This is a genomic window from Allofournierella sp. (assembly GCF_017889395.1).
In the GTDB taxonomy this organism is placed as follows: domain Bacteria; phylum Bacillota; class Clostridia; order Oscillospirales; family Ruminococcaceae; genus Allofournierella.
Genome location: NZ_JAGHKE010000018.1, coordinates 1 through 21,559 on the forward strand (window position 1 = coordinate 1; position 21,559 = coordinate 21,559).

Annotated in this window: 20 protein-coding genes and 4 tRNA genes; 8 read left to right on the forward strand and 16 right to left on the reverse strand. The window is 63.7% G+C overall.

What is annotated here, in order from left to right; genetic code table 11:
• Positions 1-368 precede the first annotated feature (368 nt).
• The 5 genes from J7G73_RS03480 (at position 369) to J7G73_RS03500 (ending at position 4,502) form a co-directional block, all read left to right on the forward strand.
• Positions 369-1,388, forward strand: a complete 1,020-nt coding sequence (locus J7G73_RS03480) for an ABC transporter substrate-binding protein (RefSeq protein ID WP_291245249.1) — start codon at positions 369-371, stop codon at positions 1,386-1,388.
• A 44-nt stretch (positions 1,389-1,432) separates the two neighbouring features.
• A complete protein-coding gene (locus tag J7G73_RS03485; protein WP_291245250.1) occupies positions 1,433-2,356 on the forward strand; it encodes an ABC transporter permease in 924 nt (307 codons plus the stop codon).
• Positions 2,349-3,143, forward strand: a complete 795-nt coding sequence (locus J7G73_RS03490) for an ABC transporter ATP-binding protein (protein ID WP_291245251.1) — start codon at positions 2,349-2,351, stop codon at positions 3,141-3,143. Before J7G73_RS03485 ends, J7G73_RS03490 begins: the two co-directional genes overlap by 8 nt.
• A 244-nt stretch (positions 3,144-3,387) precedes the next feature.
• On the forward strand, positions 3,388-3,870 hold the full coding sequence (locus tag J7G73_RS03495; RefSeq protein WP_291245252.1) for a sigma-70 family RNA polymerase sigma factor: 483 nt from the start codon (positions 3,388-3,390) through the stop codon (positions 3,868-3,870).
• A 2-nt stretch (positions 3,871-3,872) separates the two neighbouring features.
• Positions 3,873-4,502, forward strand: coding sequence for a hypothetical protein (locus J7G73_RS03500; RefSeq protein WP_291245253.1), 630 nt, complete (start codon positions 3,873-3,875; stop codon positions 4,500-4,502).
• A gap of 72 nt (positions 4,503-4,574) precedes the next feature.
• Here J7G73_RS03500 and J7G73_RS03505 read toward each other — a convergent pair whose 3' ends face one another.
• The 10 genes from J7G73_RS03505 to J7G73_RS03550 form a co-directional block, all read right to left on the reverse strand.
• A complete protein-coding gene (locus J7G73_RS03505; protein WP_291245254.1) occupies positions 4,575-5,306 on the reverse strand; it encodes a LytTR family DNA-binding domain-containing protein in 732 nt (243 codons plus the stop codon).
• 154 nt (positions 5,307-5,460) lie between these two features.
• Complete coding sequence (locus tag J7G73_RS03510) at positions 5,461-7,743, reverse strand: molybdopterin cofactor-binding domain-containing protein (RefSeq protein WP_291245255.1); 2,283 nt, start codon at positions 7,741-7,743, stop codon at positions 5,461-5,463.
• A complete protein-coding gene (locus tag J7G73_RS03515; RefSeq protein WP_291245256.1) occupies positions 7,740-8,207 on the reverse strand; it encodes a (2Fe-2S)-binding protein in 468 nt (155 codons plus the stop codon). The genes J7G73_RS03510 and J7G73_RS03515 overlap by 4 nt, the downstream gene beginning before the upstream one ends.
• A 3-nt stretch (positions 8,208-8,210) precedes the next feature.
• Complete coding sequence (locus tag J7G73_RS03520; protein ID WP_291245257.1) at positions 8,211-8,990, reverse strand: FAD binding domain-containing protein; 780 nt, start codon at positions 8,988-8,990, stop codon at positions 8,211-8,213.
• Positions 8,991-9,322: 332 nt separating this feature from the next.
• Positions 9,323-9,398: transfer RNA gene (locus tag J7G73_RS03525), tRNA-Phe, on the reverse strand.
• Positions 9,399-9,404: 6 nt separating this feature from the next.
• Positions 9,405-9,480, reverse strand: a tRNA-Val gene (locus J7G73_RS03530).
• An 11-nt stretch (positions 9,481-9,491) separates the two neighbouring features.
• Positions 9,492-9,567 (reverse strand) — tRNA-Gly (locus J7G73_RS03535).
• Positions 9,568-9,575: 8 nt separating this feature from the next.
• A tRNA-Pro gene (locus J7G73_RS03540) sits at positions 9,576-9,651 on the reverse strand.
• 124 nt (positions 9,652-9,775) lie between these two features.
• Entirely contained in the window at positions 9,776-10,117 is a 342-nt protein-coding gene (locus tag J7G73_RS03545; protein ID WP_087294166.1) for a DUF1622 domain-containing protein, read from the reverse strand.
• A 15-nt stretch (positions 10,118-10,132) separates the two neighbouring features.
• On the reverse strand, positions 10,133-10,594 hold the full coding sequence (locus J7G73_RS03550; protein WP_291245258.1) for a DUF523 domain-containing protein: 462 nt from the start codon (positions 10,592-10,594) through the stop codon (positions 10,133-10,135).
• Positions 10,595-10,787: 193 nt separating this feature from the next.
• Between J7G73_RS03550 and J7G73_RS03555 the strand changes: the two genes are divergently transcribed.
• Positions 10,788-11,108 (forward strand): co-chaperone YbbN, encoded by a 321-nt coding sequence (locus tag J7G73_RS03555; RefSeq protein WP_247643413.1) that lies wholly within the window; start codon positions 10,788-10,790, stop codon positions 11,106-11,108.
• Positions 11,109-11,111: 3 nt separating this feature from the next.
• Positions 11,112-12,038 (forward strand): thioredoxin-disulfide reductase, encoded by a 927-nt coding sequence (gene trxB / locus J7G73_RS03560; protein ID WP_291245259.1) that lies wholly within the window; start codon positions 11,112-11,114, stop codon positions 12,036-12,038.
• Between the two features lie 157 nt (positions 12,039-12,195).
• Here trxB and J7G73_RS03565 read toward each other — a convergent pair whose 3' ends face one another.
• The 3 genes from J7G73_RS03565 to J7G73_RS03575 form a co-directional block, all read right to left on the reverse strand.
• A complete protein-coding gene (locus J7G73_RS03565; RefSeq protein ID WP_087294170.1) occupies positions 12,196-12,651 on the reverse strand; it encodes a spore coat protein in 456 nt (151 codons plus the stop codon).
• Positions 12,652-12,733: 82 nt separating this feature from the next.
• Positions 12,734-14,143, reverse strand: a complete 1,410-nt coding sequence (gene rpoN / locus J7G73_RS03570) for an RNA polymerase factor sigma-54 (protein ID WP_291245260.1) — start codon at positions 14,141-14,143, stop codon at positions 12,734-12,736.
• Positions 14,144-14,216: 73 nt separating this feature from the next.
• Positions 14,217-15,275, reverse strand: a complete 1,059-nt coding sequence (locus J7G73_RS03575) for a PTS transporter subunit IIC (protein WP_291245261.1) — start codon at positions 15,273-15,275, stop codon at positions 14,217-14,219.
• Between the two features lie 207 nt (positions 15,276-15,482).
• Between J7G73_RS03575 and J7G73_RS03580 the strand changes: the two genes are divergently transcribed.
• Positions 15,483-16,142: an HD domain-containing protein gene (locus J7G73_RS03580; protein ID WP_247643414.1), complete on the forward strand. Its 660-nt coding sequence runs from the start codon at positions 15,483-15,485 to the stop codon at positions 16,140-16,142.
• Between the two features lie 96 nt (positions 16,143-16,238).
• Here J7G73_RS03580 and J7G73_RS03585 read toward each other — a convergent pair whose 3' ends face one another.
• The 3 genes from J7G73_RS03585 to J7G73_RS03595 all read right to left on the reverse strand — a co-directional run bounded on the left by J7G73_RS03585 (position 16,239) and on the right by J7G73_RS03595 (position 21,556).
• A complete protein-coding gene (locus J7G73_RS03585; protein WP_291245262.1) occupies positions 16,239-16,604 on the reverse strand; it encodes an Hpt domain-containing protein in 366 nt (121 codons plus the stop codon).
• 1 nt (position 16,605) lies between these two features.
• The gene (locus J7G73_RS03590; RefSeq protein ID WP_343212742.1) at positions 16,606-17,706 is read right to left on the reverse strand and encodes an HD domain-containing phosphohydrolase; all 1,101 of its coding nucleotides are present in this window, start codon (positions 17,704-17,706) and stop codon (positions 16,606-16,608) included.
• A gap of 160 nt (positions 17,707-17,866) precedes the next feature.
• Positions 17,867-21,556 carry an FtsX-like permease family protein gene (locus J7G73_RS03595; protein ID WP_291245263.1) on the reverse strand — a complete coding sequence of 1,230 codons (3,690 nt, stop codon included), beginning with the start codon at positions 21,554-21,556 and terminating at the stop codon, positions 17,867-17,869.
• Positions 21,557-21,559: the final 3 nt, after the last annotated feature.

The following is a 21,559-nucleotide window of genomic DNA, read 5'->3' on the forward strand; positions in this document are numbered from 1 at the left end:
CAGTCCTTCGTGTATTTCAGCAGCGATTCCACCGCCCGGATCACCTCGTCGGCTCCGTTATAGCTCACGATGCAGGCGCTGATCTTCCTCATTGGGGCATCCTCCAAGCGTAAATAGTCTGTTTTAGTATAGCATTTTTTGCCCGCTTCTACAAGAAAAAACCGCTGTTCCGGCCTGTTTTACAGTCTTTTTGCTCCCTGCCGCCCTCTTTTTTGCCTTTTTTGCCCGTTTCCCGTTGACAGAACCAAAAAACTTTACTAGAATAAAGCCAAGGCCGGCAGCGGCCTTTTTCCAGCACCTCTCACTTTACCGCTGCAATTCATTGTGGCGACAAAGTGAACTTCTTTTTTCACAGGGAGGAACCACACATGAAACTTCGCAAGACCATGGCAGGCGTTCTGGCCTGCGCCATGCTGGCCACGCTGGCCGGCTGCGGCTCCGGCGGCACCTCGTCCGCCGGTTCCACTGCTTCCGCCGCTTCCGCTGCCTCCGGCTCCGCCGAGGGCGCAACCTACCGGGTGGGCGTGTGCCAGCTGATGCAGCACCCCGCGCTGGACTCCGCCACCCAGGGCTTTCAGGATGCCCTCACCGAGACCTTTGGCGACGCCGTCACCTTCGACGTGGAGAACGCCTCCGGCGATAACTCCAACTGCGTTACCATCATCAACAGCTTTGTGTCCTCGGATGTGGACCTGATCCTGGCCAACGCCACCACTCCGCTGCAGGCAGCCGCCGCAGCCACCGACAGCATCCCCATTCTGGGCACCTCCATCACCGACTATGCCACTGCCCTGGATGTGACCGACTGGACCGGCTCCTCCGGCCGCAACATCAGCGGCACCACCGACCTGGCCCCGCTGGACGGTCAGGCCGACATGATCAAGGAGCTGTTCCCGGATGCCAAGAACGTGGGCCTGCTCTACTGCTCGGCGGAGCCTAACTCCAAGTACCAGGTGAACGTGATCACCGAATACCTGACCGAGCTGGGCTACACCTGCACCGAGTATTCCTTCTCGGACACCAACGACCTGTCCGCTGTGTGCACCAGTGCCTGCGCGGCCAGCGATGTGATCTACATCCCCACCGATAACACCGCCGCCAACAACACCGAGCTGATCGCCAACATCGCGGTGCCCGCCGGGGTGCCCATCGTGGCGGGCGAGCAGGGCATCTGCAGCGGCTGCGGCGTGGCGACGCTGTCCATCGACTACTACGAGCTGGGCCGCACCACCGGCGAGATGGCCGCCCAGATCCTCACCGGCGAAGCGGACATCACCACCATGGAGGTACAGTCCGCCCCCACCTTCACCAAGATGTACAATGCAGCCCTCTGCGAGCAGCTGGGCGTGACCATCCCTGAGGGCTACACCGCCATCGAGGCGGAATGATCCATCATACGCCGGGCACTTCCCGGCTTTAGGAGGAGCTTTTCGTGTTCATCACCACACTTCTGAACGCCCTGCCGGGCGTGGTCGCCCAGGGCCTGATCTGGAGCATCATGGCCATCGGCGTTTACATTACCTATAAGATTCTGGATGTGGCCGACCTGACGGTGGACGGCACCATGTGCACCGGCGGCGCGGTGTTCATCATGCTGGTCACCGGGGGCTGGAACCCCTGGGCCGCTCTGGTGGCCGCCTTCCTGTCCGGCATGGCGGCGGGCCTGGTCACCGGTCTTTTGCACACCGCCTGCGGCATCCCCGCCATTCTGGCCGGCATCCTCACCCAGCTGGCGCTGTATTCCGTGAACCTGCGCATCATGGGCCAGTCCAACCGGCCCATCAGCGTGGACAAATACCCCCTGCTGGTGAGCGCCCGCAACGTGCGGGAAGCAGCGCTCTCCAACCCCATTCTGGTCTGCGCACTGTTCACCGCCGCCACCATCGGCGCGCTGTACTGGTTCTTCGGCACCGAGCAGGGCTGCGCGGTGCGTGCCACCGGCGCGAACCCCAACATGGCCCGCGCCCAGGGCATCAACACCAACTTCACCACCGTGCTGGGGCTGATGCTCTCCAACGGTCTGGTGGCCCTGTCCGCCGCGCTGCTGGCCCAGTACCAGGGCTTCGCGGATGTGCAGAGCGGCCGCGGCGCCATCGTCATCGGCCTGGCGGCGGTCATCATCGGCGAGGTGCTGTTCTCCAAGATCTTCCGCAACTTCGCTCTCAAACTGCTGGCCGTGGTGTTCGGCTCGCTGATCTACTATCTGGTGTATCAGGTGGTCATTTTGCTGGGTCTCAAGAGCGACGACATGAAGCTCATCACCGCCCTGATCGTGGCGCTGTTCCTGGCCGTGCCCTACTGGAAGGGCCGGTACTTCGCAAAACGAACCGGGAAAGGAGCGGGCAGCCATGCTTGAACTGAAAAACATCTACAAAACCTTCAACCCGGGCACCGTGAACGAAAAGCGGGCGCTGCAGGGGCTGAACCTCTCGCTGGCCGACGGCGATTTCGTCACCGTGATCGGCGGCAACGGCGCGGGCAAATCCACCATGCTGAACATCATCTCCGGTGCCTACGCGGTGGATGAGGGCAGCATCTCCATCGGCGGCGTGGATGTGACCAAGCTGCCGGAATACAAGCGCGCGCCCTACATCGGCCGGGTCTTTCAGGACCCCATGATGGGCACCGCCGCCACCATGCAGATCGAGGAGAACCTGGCCCTCGCCGCCCGCCGGGGCCTGCGCCGGGGCCTGCGCACCGGCATCAGCCGAACCGAGCGGGAGCAGTACCGGGAGCTGCTTAAAATTCTGGACCTTGGCCTTGAGGACCGGCTCACCAGCAAGGTGGGCCTGCTCAGCGGCGGCCAGCGCCAGGCGCTGACCCTGCTGATGGCCACCCTGAAAAAGCCCCAGCTGCTGCTTCTGGACGAGCACACCGCCGCTCTGGACCCCAAGACCGCAGCCAAGGTGCTTTCGGCCACCGAACAGATCGTCCGGCGGGACAATCTGACCACCCTGATGATCACCCACAACATGCGCGACGCCATCGCCCACGGCAACCGGCTGGTGATGCTGTACGACGGGCGCGTGGTGGTGGACGTGCGGGGCGAGGAGAAGCGCCGCCTGACCGTGGAGGACCTGCTGGAGAAATTCAACCAGGCCAGCGGCTCCACCGAGGCGGACGACAAGCTGCTGCTGTCCTGAGTCCCTTTCTTATTGCTTTCCCCTCCGATTGGCTGCCTTGGGGGCCGTTCCCGTTTTTGCGGGGCGGCCCTCAATGGCCAACCGGGGCCGAGGAAATATACCGAAAAGCGCCCCCGGCGCATCTCACCCAAGCAGGTGGATGCCCCGGGGGCACTTTTTTGCGTTTCCCTTTACAATCCAAGTCTTCCATGCAATAATAGGGCCAGTTGTTTTGTATTCTGTATGAGAAAGGGGGGCCTGTCCCGTGGAAACGGCCCAAATGCCTGCCTTCACCCCGGAAGCGGCGGTGGAGCAGTTTGGCAACACCGTGTTCCGGGCCGCCTTCGGTCTGGTAAAAAACCCGCAGGACGCGGAGGACATTGCCCAGGAAGTATTTTTGAATCTGGTGCGTCACGCACCCCAGTTTGATTCCGCCGAGCACCAGAAGGCCTGGCTGCTGCGCTGCACCATCAACCGGTGCAAGAGCCATTTCCGCAGCGCCTGGGTGCGCCGCAGCGCCCCGCTGGACGAGCACCTGTCCACCCCTTTCACCCCCGCAGAGAACACCGTGCTGGACGCGGTGGCCGCCCTGCCCATGAAATACCGGCAGGTGATCTATCTGCATTACATCGAGGGCTATTCCACCGCCGAGATCGCGGCGCTGCTGGATTTAAAGCAGAACACCGTGCTCAGCCAGCTTTCCCGCGGGCGGGCCCTTCTGAAAGACACGCTGAAAGGAGAATTTTGACCATGCCCGACTCTCAGGATTACAAAAGCGCCATGGACAAAGTGACCGCCGGCCAGCGCTGGAAGCAAGCCACCCTGGAAAAGATGCAGGCACAGGCCGCAGCCCAAAAGGCTGCCCGCCCCCGCCGGACTATTCCCTTCCGCCGTGCCATTCCGCTGGCGGCGGCCGCCGCCGTCTGCCTGCTGGTGATCCCGGCCGCGGCCCGCAGCCTGACTCCCATCTCGGGCGGAGCCACCGCGGCGGACCAGGCCAGCCCCCGCGCTGCCACCCGCCAGATGCCGGAAAGCAGCGCCGCCACAGCCAATGGTGCCGTACCCTTTGCGCTGGCCGCCGCACCGGAAGCCGCCATGGCCGAAGCCCCGCAGGATACAGCCGCCGCACCCGCCTACACCACCGTGGAGGCCCCTTCCCCCGAAGCGGCTCTGCCCGCCAAAGCTCTGCCCGCCCAGGAGGCGGAGGGCCTGGACGCGGCGCTGGACCAGCTGGATGAGATCCTCGCCGCCGAGGGCGAGGGCCGCACCCGGTCGGATGTGCTGGCCAGCGGCCTTGTGGAGGGCGACTGCTTCGTCTTTGTGCTGGCAGGCGACAGCGAGACCAGCTACCGGCTGTATCAGATTCCTCTCATCCAATAATCCCAATCAAAAAACCGCACCCCCGCCGGGCCACAGCAGGCCAGCGGGGGTGCGCTTTTTCTATATAAAGATTCAGAGCCGGGCGGACCACTCCTCAAAGCGGGCCTGCCATTCCAGATATTCCTGCCTCACCTGGCCGTAGCGGCGCTCGCCCACCGGCACCCGCCGGCCGCTGCGCAGAATGAACTCGTACCGGCGCAGCCGCTGCACCTGATGCAGATTTACCAGAAAGCCCCGCTGGGTGCGCAGAAAGGGCCGGCCTGCCAGCAGCGTCTCCAGCCGGGCCAGGCTCATGCGGCAGGGCAGCGGCGGGGTGTTGTCCACAAAATGGAATTCCACCGTATGACCGTCCAGCCGCAGGGATTCCACTCGCACCAGATTCACCTGGCATATCTCCCCGTCCACCGGCAGCTCCAGGGTGCAGGGGGCCAGCTGCTGGGCCAGCAGGTCCTCGAGACAGGGGCCCAGGCACTGGTCCAGCCGGTCCTTGCGCAGGTACCGGTAGACGCGCAGCTCGTAGCCCTCCGGCGCAAATTCACAGAAGGCCGACACCAGAATCACCGGCAGCTCCGGCCAGCGGGCCCGCAGCCGCCGGGCCGCTTCCAACCCGTTCATCCGGGGCATCTGCACATCCAGGAACACCGCGTCGTAGCGGCAGCCCTCGCACTCGGCCAGCAGCCGCTCGGCATCGGAAAAGCAATCCACCCGGCAGCCGCTCTTCTGCCAGGGGGCGAAGCTGCGCAGCATCCGGGCCAGCTGCCGCCGGTAAAAGAAGTCATCATCGCACACCGCAAACCGGTACATCCTTCCTCCGCCCCCTTTCCTTTATTATAAAAGCCCAGGCACCCGCGCGGAGGACGAACTTTCCTTCGTGTTTCTTCGGGGTTTTCCGACAAAAGCAAAAAAGCGGCCGGGGCCTCCTGTTCGGGGGTTCCGGCCGCTTGGTATCGTTCCGGATTTATTCGGCCTTATTCCGCAGTGCCATGACCACGTCCTCCGCCTTTACCGGCAGGGTGTGGAAGGCAACGCCGGTGGCGTTCTGGATCGCGCCCAGAATCGCCGGGGCGGGGGTGTTGATGACCAGCTCGCCGATGCTCTTGGCGCCGAAGGGGCCGCTGGGCTCGTAGCTGGACTCAAACTCCACCCGGATGGTGCCCGCCTCCAGACGGGTGGGAATCCGGTACTGCAGGAAGGAGTCGTTCATCATCCGGCCTGCCTTGGTGTACTGGATGTCCTCATACAGGGCCATGCCGATGCCCTGCACGATGCCGCCCTCGGTCTGCACCCGGGCCAGATTCTTGTTCACCACGGTGCCGCAGTCCACGGCGGCCACGTAGTCCACCAGCTGGATCTTGCCGGTCTCGGGGTCCAGGTCGATCTCGGCCATGCCCACCATCATGGGCGGGGGCGATACGGGGGAAGAATGGCTCTCGCAGGCGGAGATGCACCGGGCGTGGCCCTCAAAGCTGGCGTAACCGATGGCAGACAGGCTCACTTCCCTGTCGGTGCCGGGCACGAAGACCCGCCCCCCGTCGAACTCGGCGGTGTCGGCGGGCACATCCAGCATCTTCGCGCCCTGGGCCAGAATCTTCTCCCGCAGCTGGGCGCAGGCCTTCACCACGGCCATGCCGGTCACGTAGGTGGTGGAGGAGGCGTAGGAGCCGCAGTCGTAGGGGCTCTGGTCGGTGTCCACGCCGCGCACCGAGATGTTCTCCATGGGGCAGTCCAGGCAGTCGGCGGCCATCTGGGTGAGGATGGTGTCACAGCCGGTGCCCATATCGGTGCAGCCCACCAGCAGGGTGTAGAAGCCGTCGTCGTTCAGGCGGATCTCCACGCTGCCGATGTCCACGCCGGAGATGCCGCTGCCCTGCATGGCCATGGCCACGCCCACGGCACGGATGTGGCCGTTTTCCAGCACCCGGCGGGGGGCCTTGTTGTCCCAGTCCATCATCTTCTTGGCGGTCTCCATGCACTTGTCCAGAGTGCAGCTGGTGCAGTCCTCACCATAGTACATGGCGAACTTCTGGCCCAGACGGACCATGTTCTTTTCCCGGATGGCGCAGGGGTCCATGCCCAGCTGGGCGGCCAACTCGTTCACGGTGCTCTCCACCGCGAAGATGCCCTGGGTCGCGCCGTAGCCGCGGTAGGCACCCGCGCCCATGGTGTTGGAGTAAACAACCTCGCTGCTGAAGCGGGCAGCCTTCAGGCTGCCGTACAGGGAGATGGACTTGGTGCCCACCAGACCCACGGTGGTGGGGCCGTGCTCGCCGTAAGCGCCCGCGTTGGACAGCGCTTTCACATCCAGCGCCCGGATGGTGCCGTCCTCATCCGCGCCGATGCGCACGGTGACGCGCATCTGGTGGCGGGGGGAGCCGTTGGCCTGGCTCTCCTGACGGGTGAAGCACAGGCAGGCGGGGCGGCCGGTCTTCATGGTAACAAAAGCGGGGTACACCTCGCTCACGGCGCTCTGCTTGGCGCCGAAGCCGCCGCCGATGCGGGGCTTGATGACCCGGATGTTGGCCTTGCTCATCTCCAGCGCGTTGGACAAAATGCGCCGCACATGGAAGGGCACCTGGGTGGAGGAGACCAGCGTGAGCCGGCCGTACTCATCCAGATAGCTGAAGGTGACGAAGGGCTCCATCATGGCCTGGTTGTTGGCCTTGGTGTAGAAGGTCCGCTCGATGACCACCGGGCAGGTGGCCAGCTCGGCCTCCACGTCGCCGTTTTCCATGCAGTCGGTGCTGCACAGGTTGCGCTTGTTGTCCGCGCCCACGGGGCACAGGGCCTTGAAGTCCTCTTCAGGATGCACCAGAATCGGGTTGTCCTTGGCCTGGGTGAAGTCCAGCAGGGGCTCCAGCACCTGGTATTTTACTTTAATGAGTCCCGCGGCCTTGGCGGCGGCAGCCTCGGTCTCGGCGGCCACCAGAGCCACCGGGTCGCCCACGCAGCGCAGGCGGCGGTCCAGGATCAGCCGGTCGTAGGGGCTGGGCTCCGGGTAGGTCTGGCCCGCGGTGGTGAAGCGGCTCTGGGGTACATCTTTATAGGTAAAGACGGCCACAACGCCGGGCACTTTCAGGGCGGCGGCGGTGTCGATCTCCTCGATCAGCGCGTGGGCGTGGGGGCTGCGCAGCATCTTCACCATCAGGGTGTTGGCGGGGACCATGTCGCCGGTGTAGACCGGCTTGCCGGTCACAAGGCTCATAGCGTCCACCTTGCGGATGGCCTGATTCACGTATTTCATTCTGCTTTGCCCTCCTTTGCGGCCAGCCAGGCGCGAATGGCCCGCAGCTGGCTCTGGTAGCCGGTGCAGCGGCAAAGGTTGCCCTCCAGATACTCCCGGATCTCCTCGTCGGTGGCGTCAGCGCCCAGCTCGCGGCCCATGGCCAGCACGCTCATAATGAAGCCGGGGCTGCAGAAGCCGCACTGCTCGCCGCCCTGATCTGCCAGAAAGCCGCCGAACTCCTCGGCCTCCTTCTGCAGGCCCTCCAGGGTGGTCACGGTGTGGCCATCTGCCTGGCCGGCCAGCACGCTGCAGGACAGCACCGGCTTGCCGTCCATGTGGACGGTGCACAGGCCGCAGCCGGAGGTCTCGCAGCCGCACTTCACGGATTTGCAGCCCGCGTCCCGCAGAAAATGCAGCAGCTGGGTGTCCGGCGCGGCTTCGGCGGTATAGGGTCTGCCGTTCAATTGAATGGTCACCTGCATGGATCAGCCCTCCTGTAAGGCCGCAAGGCAGCGGCCGGTCAAAACGTTTGCCAGATGGCGGCGATATTCCTCACTGCCGCGCATGTTGCCCGCGAAGGTCAGCTGGCTCTGCATAGCAGCCTGGAAGGCCTCCAGCGCGGCCTTGTCCGCCGAAAGAGCCAGAGGCGCGTTCACCACTTCGGCCCGGGCGGGACGTGCGCCCACCACCACGCGGACCTGGCCGTCCTTCTCGGATGCGGCAACTGCCAGCACCGGCAGATCGGTCTCGGCGTTGCGCATGGTCCGGTAAACCGGGCGGCGGCCGTTCTTCTTCACGTGAATGCGCACCAGGATATCCCGGTCGGCGGGCAGCTTGGCGTACTGCTCCAGCGGCATGCGTCCGGCCTTGAACAGCTCCACCTCGCAGTCCAGCGCCAGCAGGGCGCAGAGCAGGTCGGAGAAGCCGAACCGGGCCGCGATGCTGCCGCCCAGGGTGGCGCAGTTGCGGAACTGCACGCCCACGATGTGGCGGGTCATCTCCTTGAACAGGCCCCCGAAGGCCCCGTTCAGCGCCTGGCTGGTCTCCAGCTGGCGCAGGGTGACCATGGCCCCCAGCGAAAACTCGCCTTCGGTCTCTTCAATGGTATCCAGCCCCAGTCCGCTCAGGTCCACAAGGGTACCCACCCGGCGGCGGGTCAGGCGCAGCCAGCAGCCCCCGGCCAGCAGGGTGGTGCTGCGCTTCTGGTTCAGCTGCCAGGCCTCTTCCAGCGTGGCGGCCTTCACATATTGCTGTGCGGTAAACATGCCTCACAGTCTCCTTTCCGTTTTCTCCGGAGCAAGGCCCCGGTCAAGGGCATTCGTTCTCATCTTAAGGCAATACCGCATAATTCCAGGTGGTGGAGCACGCCAGAAAATTTTTCGTGATATGAACCAAAAAGCGCAGCCAATCCTTGGTGGATTGACGAGCATTTTTGGAAAATAGCACGGAAAATTTTGGCGGGATACGCCGCCTGAGCCGTTAGGCGTGAATTATGAGGTGCTGCCTTAATTTTAGCAAAGCGGCAGGGCCTTGTCGAGAGAAAAGCCCCCCACGCGCACAAAAAAAGACCCGCCTTAGTGTGTAAGACAGGTCTTTGTGGTGCCTCCGATCGGAATCGAACCAATGACACGGGGATTTTCAGTCCCCTGCTCTACCAACTGAGCTACAGAGGCGTTTTTTGGTGGAAGTTACAGGGCTCGAACCTGTGACCCTCTGCTTGTAAGGCAGATGCTCTCCCAGCTGAGCTAAACTTCCAGACAAAAAAATGGAGCGGCTTACGAGGCTCGAACTCGCTACCTCCACCTTGGCAAGGTGGCGCTCTACCAGATGAGCTAAAGCCGCTTATATAATGGTCGGAGTGGCGGGATTCGAACCCACGGCATCCTGCTCCCAAAGCAGGCGCGCTACCAGCTGCGCTACACCCCGTTGTGTTCAGGGCCCCTGTTCGTTGGGTGCTTGATTAGTATACTTAATTTTGGGCCGGGTGTCAACACCTTTTTGAAAAAAATTTTAAAAAAATTTGCGGGGCATAAAAACCCCGCAAAAACACTTATTCGTGGTGCTCCAGCTTGGCCTCCACCTCGGCCTCCTCGTTCTTGATCTCCCAGTGGATCAGGAAGGTCAGCGCGGCCCGCAGCACGATGATCGCGCCCACGATCAGAATCTCGCTCATCTGGCGCACCACCACGGTACGCAGAATCTCGCTGCCCAGCTTGAACTCCAGGCCCATGGCCATGCCCTTGGCCAGCTTGAGCCGGGTCAGGGGGTCCCGGCGCAGATAGTTCCAGATGCCCCGAATGCCGGCGGCAATCAGCACCGCCACGCCCATGAACTCAAACAGCAGGATGGCGCCCTCCACGATCAGGTGCAGCACGTCGTTCAACAGTTCCATTGTGTTCTCTCCTTTTTATTCGCTGTGTCGGCTTTGCGCCCACTGGTCCAGCCGGTCCAGCGTTTTCTCGCTGAACACCGGCAGGCCGTTTTTCAAAAGCAGATCGGCGGCCACCCCGTTGCCCGGCACCAGCGTACCGGTAAAGCTGCCGTCGTAAATCGTCCCGCACCCGCAGGAGGGGCTGCGGGCCTTGAGCACCGCCGCCTGACACCCGGTGAGCCGGGCAAGGGCCAGCGCCTCGGCCGCGCCCTTTTCGTACTGGGCGGTCACATCCTGCCCGTCCCGGCTCACCACCCGGCTGCCCTGCCGCTCGGCGGGGGCGCGGGGGGTGGGCAGACCTCCGTAGATCTCCGGGCAGACCGGCACCGGGGTGCAGTCGTGGCTTTTGAGCCAGTCCACAAGGGGCCGGTTCTGCTTTGCGGCCCCGTCATACCGGCAGGCGCAGCCCAAAAGGCACGCCGATACCAGCAGCTTCATCTTCTCCACCCCGCGTTTCGCTTTTTCGCTCCGGGCATGAACGCCCTGCTTTCTGACTATAACTATATCATATCCCCGCGCCCGGCGAAAAGAGGTTCTATGACTTTGTTACAGAGTTTTACCTATTTTCGTGCTAGGATAAGAGTGAAGAAACCAATCGAATGTATCCCGAACCTTTAAGGAGGTCGTTTTTATGGCAATGTTTTCTGTTACCACCCAGGATTTTGAAAAAACCGTGATCGAATCTGCTGCCCCAGTGCTGGTGGAGTTCACCGCCCCCTGGTGCGGCTACTGCCGCCGCCTGGCCCCGGTGCTGCAGCGCATGAGCGCCGACGAGGGCATGCTGCCCATCGCCGCCGTGAACATCGACGAGGAGCCCGCGCTGGCCGAGCGTTTTAAAGTAGATACCATCCCCACCCTGCTGGTGTTCCGGGGCGGCAGCCACGGCCCGGCTCTGGTGGCCCCTTCCACCGCCGCTCAGATCAAGGAGTGGCTGGCCGGTCAGGAGGTGTGAGCCATGATGGAAAAACTGTGGGACGTTGTGATCGTGGGCGGCGGCCCCGCCGGATATTCCGCCGCGCTGTACGCGGTGCGGGCGGGCTATTCCACCCTGGTGGTGGAGATGCTCAGCCCCGGCGGCCAGATGGCCACCACCAACGCCATTGAAAACTACCCCGGCTTCGTGGAGAGCGTGGACGGCTTTGAGCTGGCCATGACCATGCAGCAGCAGGCGGAGAAATTCGGCAGCGAGACCTTGTATGCTCAGGTGACCGCGGTGCAGCTGGAAGGGGCCGAAAAGCACCTGACCACCACCGAGGGCGAGCTGCGGGCGAAGGCAGTGATCTTCGCCACCGGCGCGGACCCCCGCCCCCTGGGCCTGCCCGGGGAGGACGGCCTGCGCGGCCGGGGCGTGGCCTACTGCGCCACCTGCGACGGCGGCTTCTACCGGGGCAAGACCGTGGCGGTGGCCGGCGGCGGCAACTCTGCCGCTGAAGACGCGCTCACCCTTTCCAAGCTCTGCAAAAAGGTGTACCTCATCCACCGGCGCGATACCCTCAGCGCAACCCGCAGCTATTTAAAGCCGCTGGAGAAGGCCGAGAACATCGAATTTCTGTGGAACAAGCAGGTCACCGGCTTTGAGGTGGACGGCACCCTCACCGGCCTGACCCTCACCGACACCCAGACCGGCGAGGAGAGCCCGCTGCCGGTGAACGGCCTGTTCGTGGCCATCGGCCGCCAGCCCAACACCTGGCTGGTGAAGGACCAGCTGGAGCTGGACCGCCAGGGCTACATTGTGGCGGACGAGAGCTGCCGCACCAGCCAGCCGGGCGTGTTCGCCATCGGCGATGTGCGCACCAAGCCCCTGCGCCAGGTGGTCACCGCGGTGGCCGACGGTGCCACCGCCAGCAAATACCTGGAGGAGTACCTGAACGGGCTGGACTGATTTTCCTCTGTTTGACTGAATCTTTTGCTTTTTTCTTTTTCGGTTTTCCACACCGCGGGCGCTGCCCGGTGGAAAATCCGCGAAATTTCCTTCTTCTTTTCCCAAATAAAAGGCAAGGGCCGTTCCCGAAAATTCGGGAACGGCCCTTGCCTTATTTTCAGCAATACAGACCGTTGGCGGTCATGTAGTCGGCGATCTCCTTGCCGTGCTGCTGCTCCTGCTGCTGGATGGCGGTCAGCGCGCTGCGGGCCGCCGGGTCGGAAAATTCAAACACCGCGGTGTTGTACACCCCGGAAACGAACTTCTCGGTGGCCAGCACATCCGCCAGCAGGTAGGCGTCGCTCTTCTTCTCGGCCCGGCTCACCTGCGCACGCTGGGGCTCGGGCTTTTTGGCGTTCTGGCTCTGGCCCGGCTTCAACGTGGGGGTCTCGCCCGCCAGCATGCTTGTCACGGTATCGTAGTGGTTCTGCTCGGCCTTCTCCAGCCGGGCGAACATCTGCCGGAGCGCCGGGTCACAGGCAGCCTCGGCAGCCTTGTGGTACTTCTCGGCGCAGGTCTTTTCCTCGTTTTGCAGGTCCTTCAAAAGGCTCTGCTCCTTTTTGGTCAGGTTCATGGCGCATCTCTCCTTTTCTGAACGGCCCGATGTTCCGGGCTTCTGGCATCAGTATGCCGCAGAAAAGGGGGAATTATGCGCCTTACTCCACCCGCCGCCGGGCCGACGAGCTGGGAATGCCCAGCTCCTCCCGGTATTTGGCCACGGTGCGCCGGGCCACCGGCAGGTTCACCGCCTCCAGCGCCGCCCGCAGCGCCTCGTCGGACAGGGGCTTCGCCGGGTCCTCCACCTGCACAAAGCGCAGCAGCTGGCGCTTGATGCTCTCGCTGCTCACCTGACCGCCCTCCACCGACACACCGGCGGAGAAGAAGCGTTTCAGCGGCAGGCTCTTGCCCTCGAACTGCAGGGTCTTGCCCTGCACCGCACGGCTCACGGTGGAAAGGCTCAGCCCCAGGCTCCGGGCCATCTGGGTCAGGGTCATGGGCTTGAGCGGCCCGCCCCGCAAAAAGAAGTCCTGCTGGTCCTGGGCCAGCTGGCGCAGCAGCCGCACCAGGGTGCTTTCCCGCTCGGCCACCGCCCGCAGCAGCTGCTGGGCCTCGGCGCGCCGGTCCTTTAAATAACTCTTGGCCTTGGGGGTGCCGCTTTGCTGCAGCAGGCTGCAGTTCTGTTCGTTCAATTGCAGCCGGGGGGCCAGCCGCCGTTCCAGCTCAATGACCACCTGGCCGTTCTCCCGGCGGAACACCGCCTCCGGGATCTGATAGACCAGCGGTCCCGCACCGTAGCCCTGGGCCGGGCGGGGGTTCAGCGCCCTCACCGCCTTTGCCGCCGCCTGCGCCTGGGCCGGGGTGCACTCCAGCAGCCGGGCGATGGCGGTCATGTTGTTTTTGGCCAGCAGCTCCAGCCCCTGGCGCACCAGCCGCACCGTGTGCTCGTTGAAATCCTTTGTCTGGGCCAGCTGCAGCACCAGACACTCGGGCAGAGTGCGCGCCGCCACGCCCGCGGGCTGCAGGCTCTGCAATACATACAGCGCCTGCTCCATCTCAAACACGCTCACGCCCCGGTCAGCGGCCAGGTCCTCCAGCGAGAACTCCAGAAAGCCGTTTTCGTTCAGGCATTCCGCCAGATAATCCGCCAGGCGGCGCAGCTCGTCGGTCAGGCCGGGCAGGTGCAGCAGCTGCTCGTGCAGTGCCTGGGCCAGGCTCTCGCCCCGGTCCGCCGGGTCGGCCAGCGTGGCCATCCGGTCCCATTCGCCGTCGCCGCCCCGGCTCCATTCACCCAGACCCTCTCCGGCGGGCAGGTCCCACACCGCGGCGCTCTCGCTGCCGGTGGCCTCCCACCGGTCCGCCTCGCCGCCGTTCTCCTCGGCGGTGGGCTCCGCCGGGTCCGGCAGATATACCTCTTCCGGAAGCTCCAGCTCCAGCAGCGGGTTTTCCAGCGCTTTCTCCTGCAAAAACTCCTGCAGCTCCAGCATCGGCATCTGCAAAATCTCCAGCGACTGCCGCTGGCTCTGGCTCAAAACCTGTTTTTGTTCCTGACGCTGCACCAGCTCCATGTTGCTCCGCTCCTTTGCAATATTTCTTCCTTTATTATATCGGTTCCCGGGCGGCGGAGCAACCGAAGGCGGCTCAGCTCAGCTTCAGATCTCCTTCCCGAATCCAGCCCATGCGGCGGAAGAGCTGACCGATGGCCCAGCACAGCACCGCGGGCAGCACAAAGGAGATGAGGATCAGCCCCAGCCAGTCGAAGGGGGTGATGGCCGCCTTGGCTCCGCTGGCCACATCGTTGACCCAGCCGGTGTACACGCCGATCTGACCCACCAGACCGCAGGTGCCCATGCCGGAGGACACGGCAGCACCGTTCATCTCCAGCCGGAACACGCAGGTGGCCAGCGGGCCGGTGATGGCGCTGGTGAGGATGGGCGGCAGCCAGATGCGGGGGTTCTTCACAATGTTGCCCATCTGCAGCATGGAGGTGCCGATGCCCTGACTGACCAGGCCGCCCCAGCCGTTTTCCTTAAAGGACATCACCGCAAAGCCCACCATGTTGGCGCAGCAGCCGGCCACCGCCGCGCCGCCCGCCAGCCCGGTGAGGGACAGCGCCGCGCAGATGGCCGCCGAGGAGATGGGCAAAGTGAGGGCGATGCCGATCACCACCGACACCACAATGCCCATGAGAAGGGGCTGCAGCTCGGTGGCCCACATGATGAGCTGACCCACCGAACTGGCCGCTGCACCGATGGCCGGTGCAATGGCGGCGGAGAGAGCCACGCCCACCAGAATGGTCACCAGCGGGGTGACCAGCAGGTCCACCTTGGTCTCCTTGGAGACCGCCTTGCCGCACTCGGCGGCGATGATGGCGATGATGAGCACCGCCAGCGGGCCGCCCGCACCGCCCAGGCCGTTGGCCGCGTTGCCCACCGCGATCAGCGAAAACAGCACCAGCGGCGGGCACTGCAGCGCGTAGCCGATGGCCGCCGCCATGGCCGGGCCGCTCATGGCACTGGCGTAGCCGCCGATGGTGCTCAGCAGCTCCACGCCCAGCTGCTTGCCCAGCGTGTCCAGAATGGTGCCGATGAGCAGCGAACAGAACAGGCCCTGTGCCATGGCGCCCAGGGCATCCACCCCGTAGCGCCGGGCCGAGATCACAATGTTTTTTCGTTTCAGAAATTCTGCCACTTGATTCACGATATTCTTCCTCCCTCTGTGCGGCTCCGGCAGGTCCGGGCCGCATTTCCGTTTATTTTATAACAACTTGTCGGAAATGGCAAGAGGGTCCCGCCGGGCCCGGCCTAACAAAGGTTTTACCTGCATTTTTTGCTTTCTTTGCAGAAAACGCGGTATAATAAAATGGATTCTCTGATTCATCGAAATCCATTGGGAGGATTTTATTTTATGATCATCACCCCGCATCACATCAAGGAAAACAAACAGATTCAAACCTACATCCGCCGGGCGGACGACACCCTCGCCGCCATGGGCTATACCGAGCACAGCACCGCCCACGTGGCCCGTGTGGCCCATTTTGCCGAAAAGATCCTGACCCATCTGGGCTATTCCCAGCGCACCTGCCAGCTGGCCTGGATCGCCGGCTATATGCACGACATCGGCAACGTGATCAACCGGATCGACCACGCCCAGTCCGGCGCGGTGATGGCCTTCCGCATTCTGGACAATCTGGGCATGGAGGCGGACGAGATCGCCACCGTGTGCTCGGCCATCGGCAACCACGATGAGGCCACCGCCTACCCGGTGAACCCGGTGGCAGCGGCGCTGATCCTGGCCGACAAGACCGATGTGCGCCGCAGCCGGGTGCGCACCAAGGACCCGGCCCAGTTCGACATCCACGACCGGGTGAACTACGCGGTGGAAAAGGCCTCCACCACCCTCACCGACGACGGCGCGGTGCTGCTGGAGCTGACCATCGACACCGCCATCTCGCCGGTGATCGACTACTTCGAGATTTTTATGGACCGGATGCTGCTCTGCCGCAAGGCGGCGGACAAGCTGGGTCTTAGCTTCCGGCTGGTGGTGAACGGCCAGACCATCCTGTGAGCCTCCTCTGAATCCAAAAACAAATCGCCCGCCCGGCATTCTCTGAAAAGAGAACATGCCGGGCGGGCGATTCTTCTTTTTTGTTTTTTGGGCAGCTCAGCCCTCACCGTAGACAGCGCGGATGGCCTCCACCGCGTTGGCGCAGGCCTCGGTCACTCCGGCCATGGCCTGCCGGGCCCCTTCCAGGTCCCCGGCCCGCAGCTGGCCCAGCTGGGCGGTGGAGCGCTCAAACAGAATATTCAGCGACAGGTTGCCGCTGGTCCCCTTCAGGGAATGGGCGGCAGCAGCGGCGGCTTCGGTGTCGCCCGCGTCCAGCGCTGTTTGCAGCGCGTTCAGGGTCTCATCCTGCAAAAAGCGCTTCAAAAAGCGCTCCAGCAGGGCCTCGCTGCCCATGAAACGGCCCAGGGCGCCGTTCACATCCACGCCGCCCTGCTCCAGAATTGCCTGGCTCTGTGGGTTCATCTCAGCCTTCCTCCTTCGTTTCATACAGTGCACGGATCTGGGGATGCACCTGCCGGAAGCATTCCAGCAGCCGGGGCGAGAACGTGCCGCACTCCCCGTTCAGAATCATCTCCAGTGCCTTTTCGTGGGAAAAGGCCGCCTTGTACACCCGGGGGCTGACCAATGCATCGTACACATCCGCCAGCGACACGATCTGCGCGCCCACCGAGATCTCGTCCCCCACAAGGCCGTGGGGATAGCCCCGGCCGTCCCACCGCTCGTGGTGGTGGAGCGCAATATCGATGGCATATTCGTAGGCGCTGTGGTCCCGCATCTGGGGGATATTCTCCAGCAGCTTTGCGCCCTGGATCGTGTGGGTCTTCATCACCTCAAACTCCTCGGCCGTGAGGCGGCCGGGCTTGTTCAGGATGGCATCCGGGATGGCGATCTTGCCCACATCGTGCATCACCGCCGCCAGGGCGATGTCCTCCACGGTCTGCTGGCTCATCCCCGCACCCATCTCGGTGTGGGTGAGCAGCTCCCGGGTGATGTGCTGCAGCCGGCGCACATGATCGCCGGACTCGCCGCTGCGGAACTCGATGGCCGCCGCCAGCGAGGCGATCATGCCGTGGCCCAGCTCGATGATCCGGCCCGCCTGGGCCAGCAGCTCATCCTTCTGGCGCTCCACCACGCTGCCCAGCCGCCGGCGGGCGCGGAACAATTCCACCACGCTGCCCACCCGGCGCTGCACCAGATAGGGCACCACCGGCTTGCCGATCACGTCCATCACGCCCAGGGCATAGGCTTCCTTCATCATCTCGTCGCCGGTCTCGGCGGTGATCATAAACACCGGCACCTGCTCGGTAAGGCCGCGGGCATGCAGCTCACGCAGCACTTCCAGCCCGTTCATTTCGGGCATCATCACATCCAGCAGCACGGCACACAGCCGCCCCGGGTCCGCCAGAATGGCCTCCAGCCCCTGACGGCCGTTTTCCGCCTGCTCGATGCGGTACTGCCCGGCAAATATATTCTCCAGAATCGCCCGGTTCAGCTCGTCATCGTCCACGATGAGAAGGGTCTCCGGCGCTGCGGGATCTGTCTGCGTCATAGTCGACGGGAACACAGGGTTCACTTCCTTTCTGTTCTGCAGAGTTTCTGCAAAAAACAGGGCGCAGGGCAAAGTCCCACGCCCTATGTTAACTATTATAGTATGCGTTACCCGATCCCGTCAAATCAAATCTTTGTAACCCTTGCAAAATTCGTTCAAAAACGATTTCAGCGGATCATTCCGGGGCCTTCATGCTTTCCACCATGCTGATTCGGCGCAGCTTTCGGTGCATCACCAGATTCACCAGCGCGCTGAACACAAGGGTGAGCAGGGCGCTGAACACGTAGCTCAGCGGCTTGATGGTGCGGCCGAACATCACCGCGTCCACCTCCACCGAGTGGATCACGAACATGTGCAAAAAGATGCCCAGCACCAGCCCCGCCAGCGTACCGATGACCGACAGCGCCACCGACTCCCGGTACACATAAGCGGAGACCTCGCTGTCGTAGAAGCCCAGCACCTTGATGGTGGCGATCTCCTTGGTGCGCTCGGTGATGTTGATGTTGGTCAAGTTGTACAGAACCACGAAGGCCAGCACGCCGGCGGAAACGATGAGCACCACCACGATGATGTCGATCTTCTGCATCATGCCGCTGAAGGTGCTCTTCAGGTCGCTGATCTGGTTCACGCCTGCCACGCCCTCGGTCTTGAGCAGGGTGCTGTTCAGCGCGGCCCGGCCCTCGTCGGAATCATCCGCCGCGTGGCCCAGCACCAGATCGAACTCCGGCGCAGCGCCGAAGCCGGACTCGTAGGTCTCGGCGCTCATGTACACGTAGTTCTCCACGTAATTTTCCACGATGCCGTCCACCCGGAAGGTGCCGGTGCGGCCGTCCTTGTTTTCCAGGGTCACGGTGTCGCCCACCGACAGATTCGCCCGCTCGCTCATCTTCTCGGTGATGACCACGCCGGTCTCCGAGAAGGCCACCGCCTCGCCGCTCACCCGCTCGTGCAGGTCCACGAAGCTGCCGATTCGGCTGCTCTCCTGAGGAACAAACAGATAGGTCTCGAAGGTGATGTCGTCGAATTCGTTCTCGCTCTGCTCCTGGTGCACCAGGGTCCAGTCGGTCACCAGCGAGGAATCGCCCAGCACCTCTTCCAGCTCGCTGCCCTCAAATTCCTCCGGGTCCCGCACGCTCACGGTGAAGTCGTAGGTAAACACCTTGCCGAACTGCTTGTTCACGATGTCGCTGATGGAATCGTGCAGGCCGAAGCCGGTCACCAGCAGAGCGGTGCAGCCCGCGATGCCCACCACCGTCATAAAGAACCGCTTTTTGTAGCGGAACAGGTTGCGGGCGGTGACCTTGTGGGTGAACTTCATCCGCTTCCACACCGGCCGTACCCGCTCCAGAAGGATGCGCTTGCCCGCCTTGGGGGCCTTGGGCAGCATCAGGGTGGCGGGGGCCTCCATCAGGGTGGCCCAGCAGGCGTTCAGGGTAGCCGCCAGAGTGCACAGGATGGCCGCCCCCGAGGCAATGGCCGCATAGGGAACATTAAACAGACGGTATATCTTCGGCAGAGTATACATCATGGAGTAGGCATTCCAGATAACGGTGGGGAACAGATTGAAGCCCACCAGCAAACCGAACACGCAGCCCGCCACGGTGGCGGTCATGGCGTAGATCACATACTTTGCCATGATGGATTTTTTGCTGTAGCCCAGCGCCTTCATGGTGCCGATCTGCAGCCGCTCCTCCTCCACCATGCGGGTCATGGTGGTCAGGGCCACCAGCGCCGCCACCAGGAAGAAGAACACCGGGAATACCCGGGCGATGGCCTCCACCTTCTGCACGTTGGATTTCAGCGAGGCGAAGCTCACGTTCTCATCCCGGGTGAGCAGGTACCATTCCGGCTCCTCCAGCTCGTCGATCTCCTTCCGGGCGTCATCCAGCTGCTGCTTCGCATCCGCCAGCTGCTCCTCGGCGCTCTTTTTCTGCTCGGCGTATTCCGCCTCGCCCTCGCTCAGCTGCTGCTTGGCGTCCTCCAGCTGGGCGGCGCCGTCCTCCAGCTCAGCCTTGGCGGAATCCAGCTTCTCCTGGGCCAGCTCCAGCTCCAGCTGGGCAAGCCCCGGGGCCATGCTCAGAGCGCTCTCGCCCTGGGCGATCTGCTTTTCGCCCTCGGTGATCTGTTTTTTGGCCTCCTCCAGCTTAGCCTTGGCGGCTTCCAGCTGCTTTTCGCCCTCGGTGATCTTGGGCTCGTTCTCCGCGATCTGGGCCTTGGCGGTATCCAGCTGAGCCTGGGTCTCATTCACAGCCTGCTGGCCCTGGGCCAGCGCGCTGTTGGCCTCGTCCAGCAACGCCTGGGCCGCGTCCGCCTGGGTGCGGGCGGCCTCTGCCTGACTGGTCGCCAGATCCAGCGCCTGCTGGGCGCTGTCCAGCCCGGTCTGGGCGGTCTGGACCCGGGCCTGGGCCTGGGTGCGGGCAGCCAGCAGCGGGGCGGCCTCGTCCGGCTTCTGCGCGGCCCATTCCGCTTCGGTCAGCTCGCCCCGGGCCGCGTCGATGGCCGCCTGGGCGTTGGTCAATTCGGTGTTGGCCGCGTCCAACTCGGCGGCGGCCGCGTCCCGTTTGGTCTGGGCCTCGGCGCGGGCGGCCTCCAGCTGGTCGGCCAGCTGCCGGGCACTCTCCACCGTGGGCTTCAGCTCATCCACCCGAGCCTGCAGCTTGGGCAGGGCCTCCTGGGCCTGGGTCAGACTGGGTTCCAGCAGCTGGACCAGCTGTTTCGCCTGCTCCAGCTGCTGCTTTGCGTCTGCCAGCTCCTGGCTCTTCTGCTCCACCTGGGCCACGCCGGCCTCGTACTCGGCCTTTGCGTCGATCAGCTTGGCCTGTGCGTCCGCCAGCTGCTGCTGCTGGGCGGTCAGGGTGCCGGGCAGACTTTCCTTATTGGCATCCAGCTCGGCCTGACCGCCCTCGATCTCCTTCTGGGCATCCTCCAGCTTTTTCTCATTTTGCTCGATCTCGCTGCGGCCATCCGCCAGCTCCTCCTCCGCGTCCGCCAGCTTCTCTTCGGCTTCGGCCTTGGCGTCCTCATATTCCGCGGTGGCATCGGCCAGCGCCTCCTCGGCCTCGGTCTTCACCTGCTCATAGCGGATGCGGCTGCGCTCGCCGCTGATGTCCTCCAGCTTCTGGGCAGTCAGGTCCACATAGTCGGTGTAGGCGTCGGTGAGGCTGTCGTAGGCCTTGGCGCCCTCCACCTGCACATAGATGTCGGTCCACACATCCAGCGCGAAATTCTGCTCGCCGGTGTAGAGCACCACATCCACGGTGCCGTCGCCCACGCTGGCGCTTTCCCGCTCGATGGAGAAATAGGCGCTGGTGCTCACCACGCCCACCACCTTCAGCTCGCTGCGGGTGAAGGTGTCCTCCCAGTCCTCATTGTCCGGCGAGATGGTCAGGGTGTCGCCCACCGAAAAGCCCATGCCGTGCAGGTCGGAGCCCTGCTCCACCACGCACTCGTCCTCCTTCACCGGCAGGCGGCCCTCCACCACCTCCATCCGGTTCAGGTAGCCCTGGGGCTCCTTTTCCTCGATCTGGTCCAGCGGCACGCTCTGGATGCGGGCCACCAGCCCGTCGCCGGAGGGGGTGTTCACGATGGCATCCGCCGAGTAGGCGGGCATCACCTGCTCCACCCCGTCAATGGCGCGCACCGCCTCCACATCCTCGTCGGTCAGGCCCAGAGTGCCCACAATGCGCAGGTCGAACAGGTCGGTCTCGTCAAAAAAGCGGTCGGCGGAATAGCGCATGTCCGGCGTGGTGGCCAGCAGACCGGCCAGAAAGCCCACGCCCAGAGCCACAATCGCAAAAATGGCCAGAAACCGGCTCAGGCTCTGGCGGATGGTGCGCACCACCATTTTGCGGTATGTACGTTTCATTTT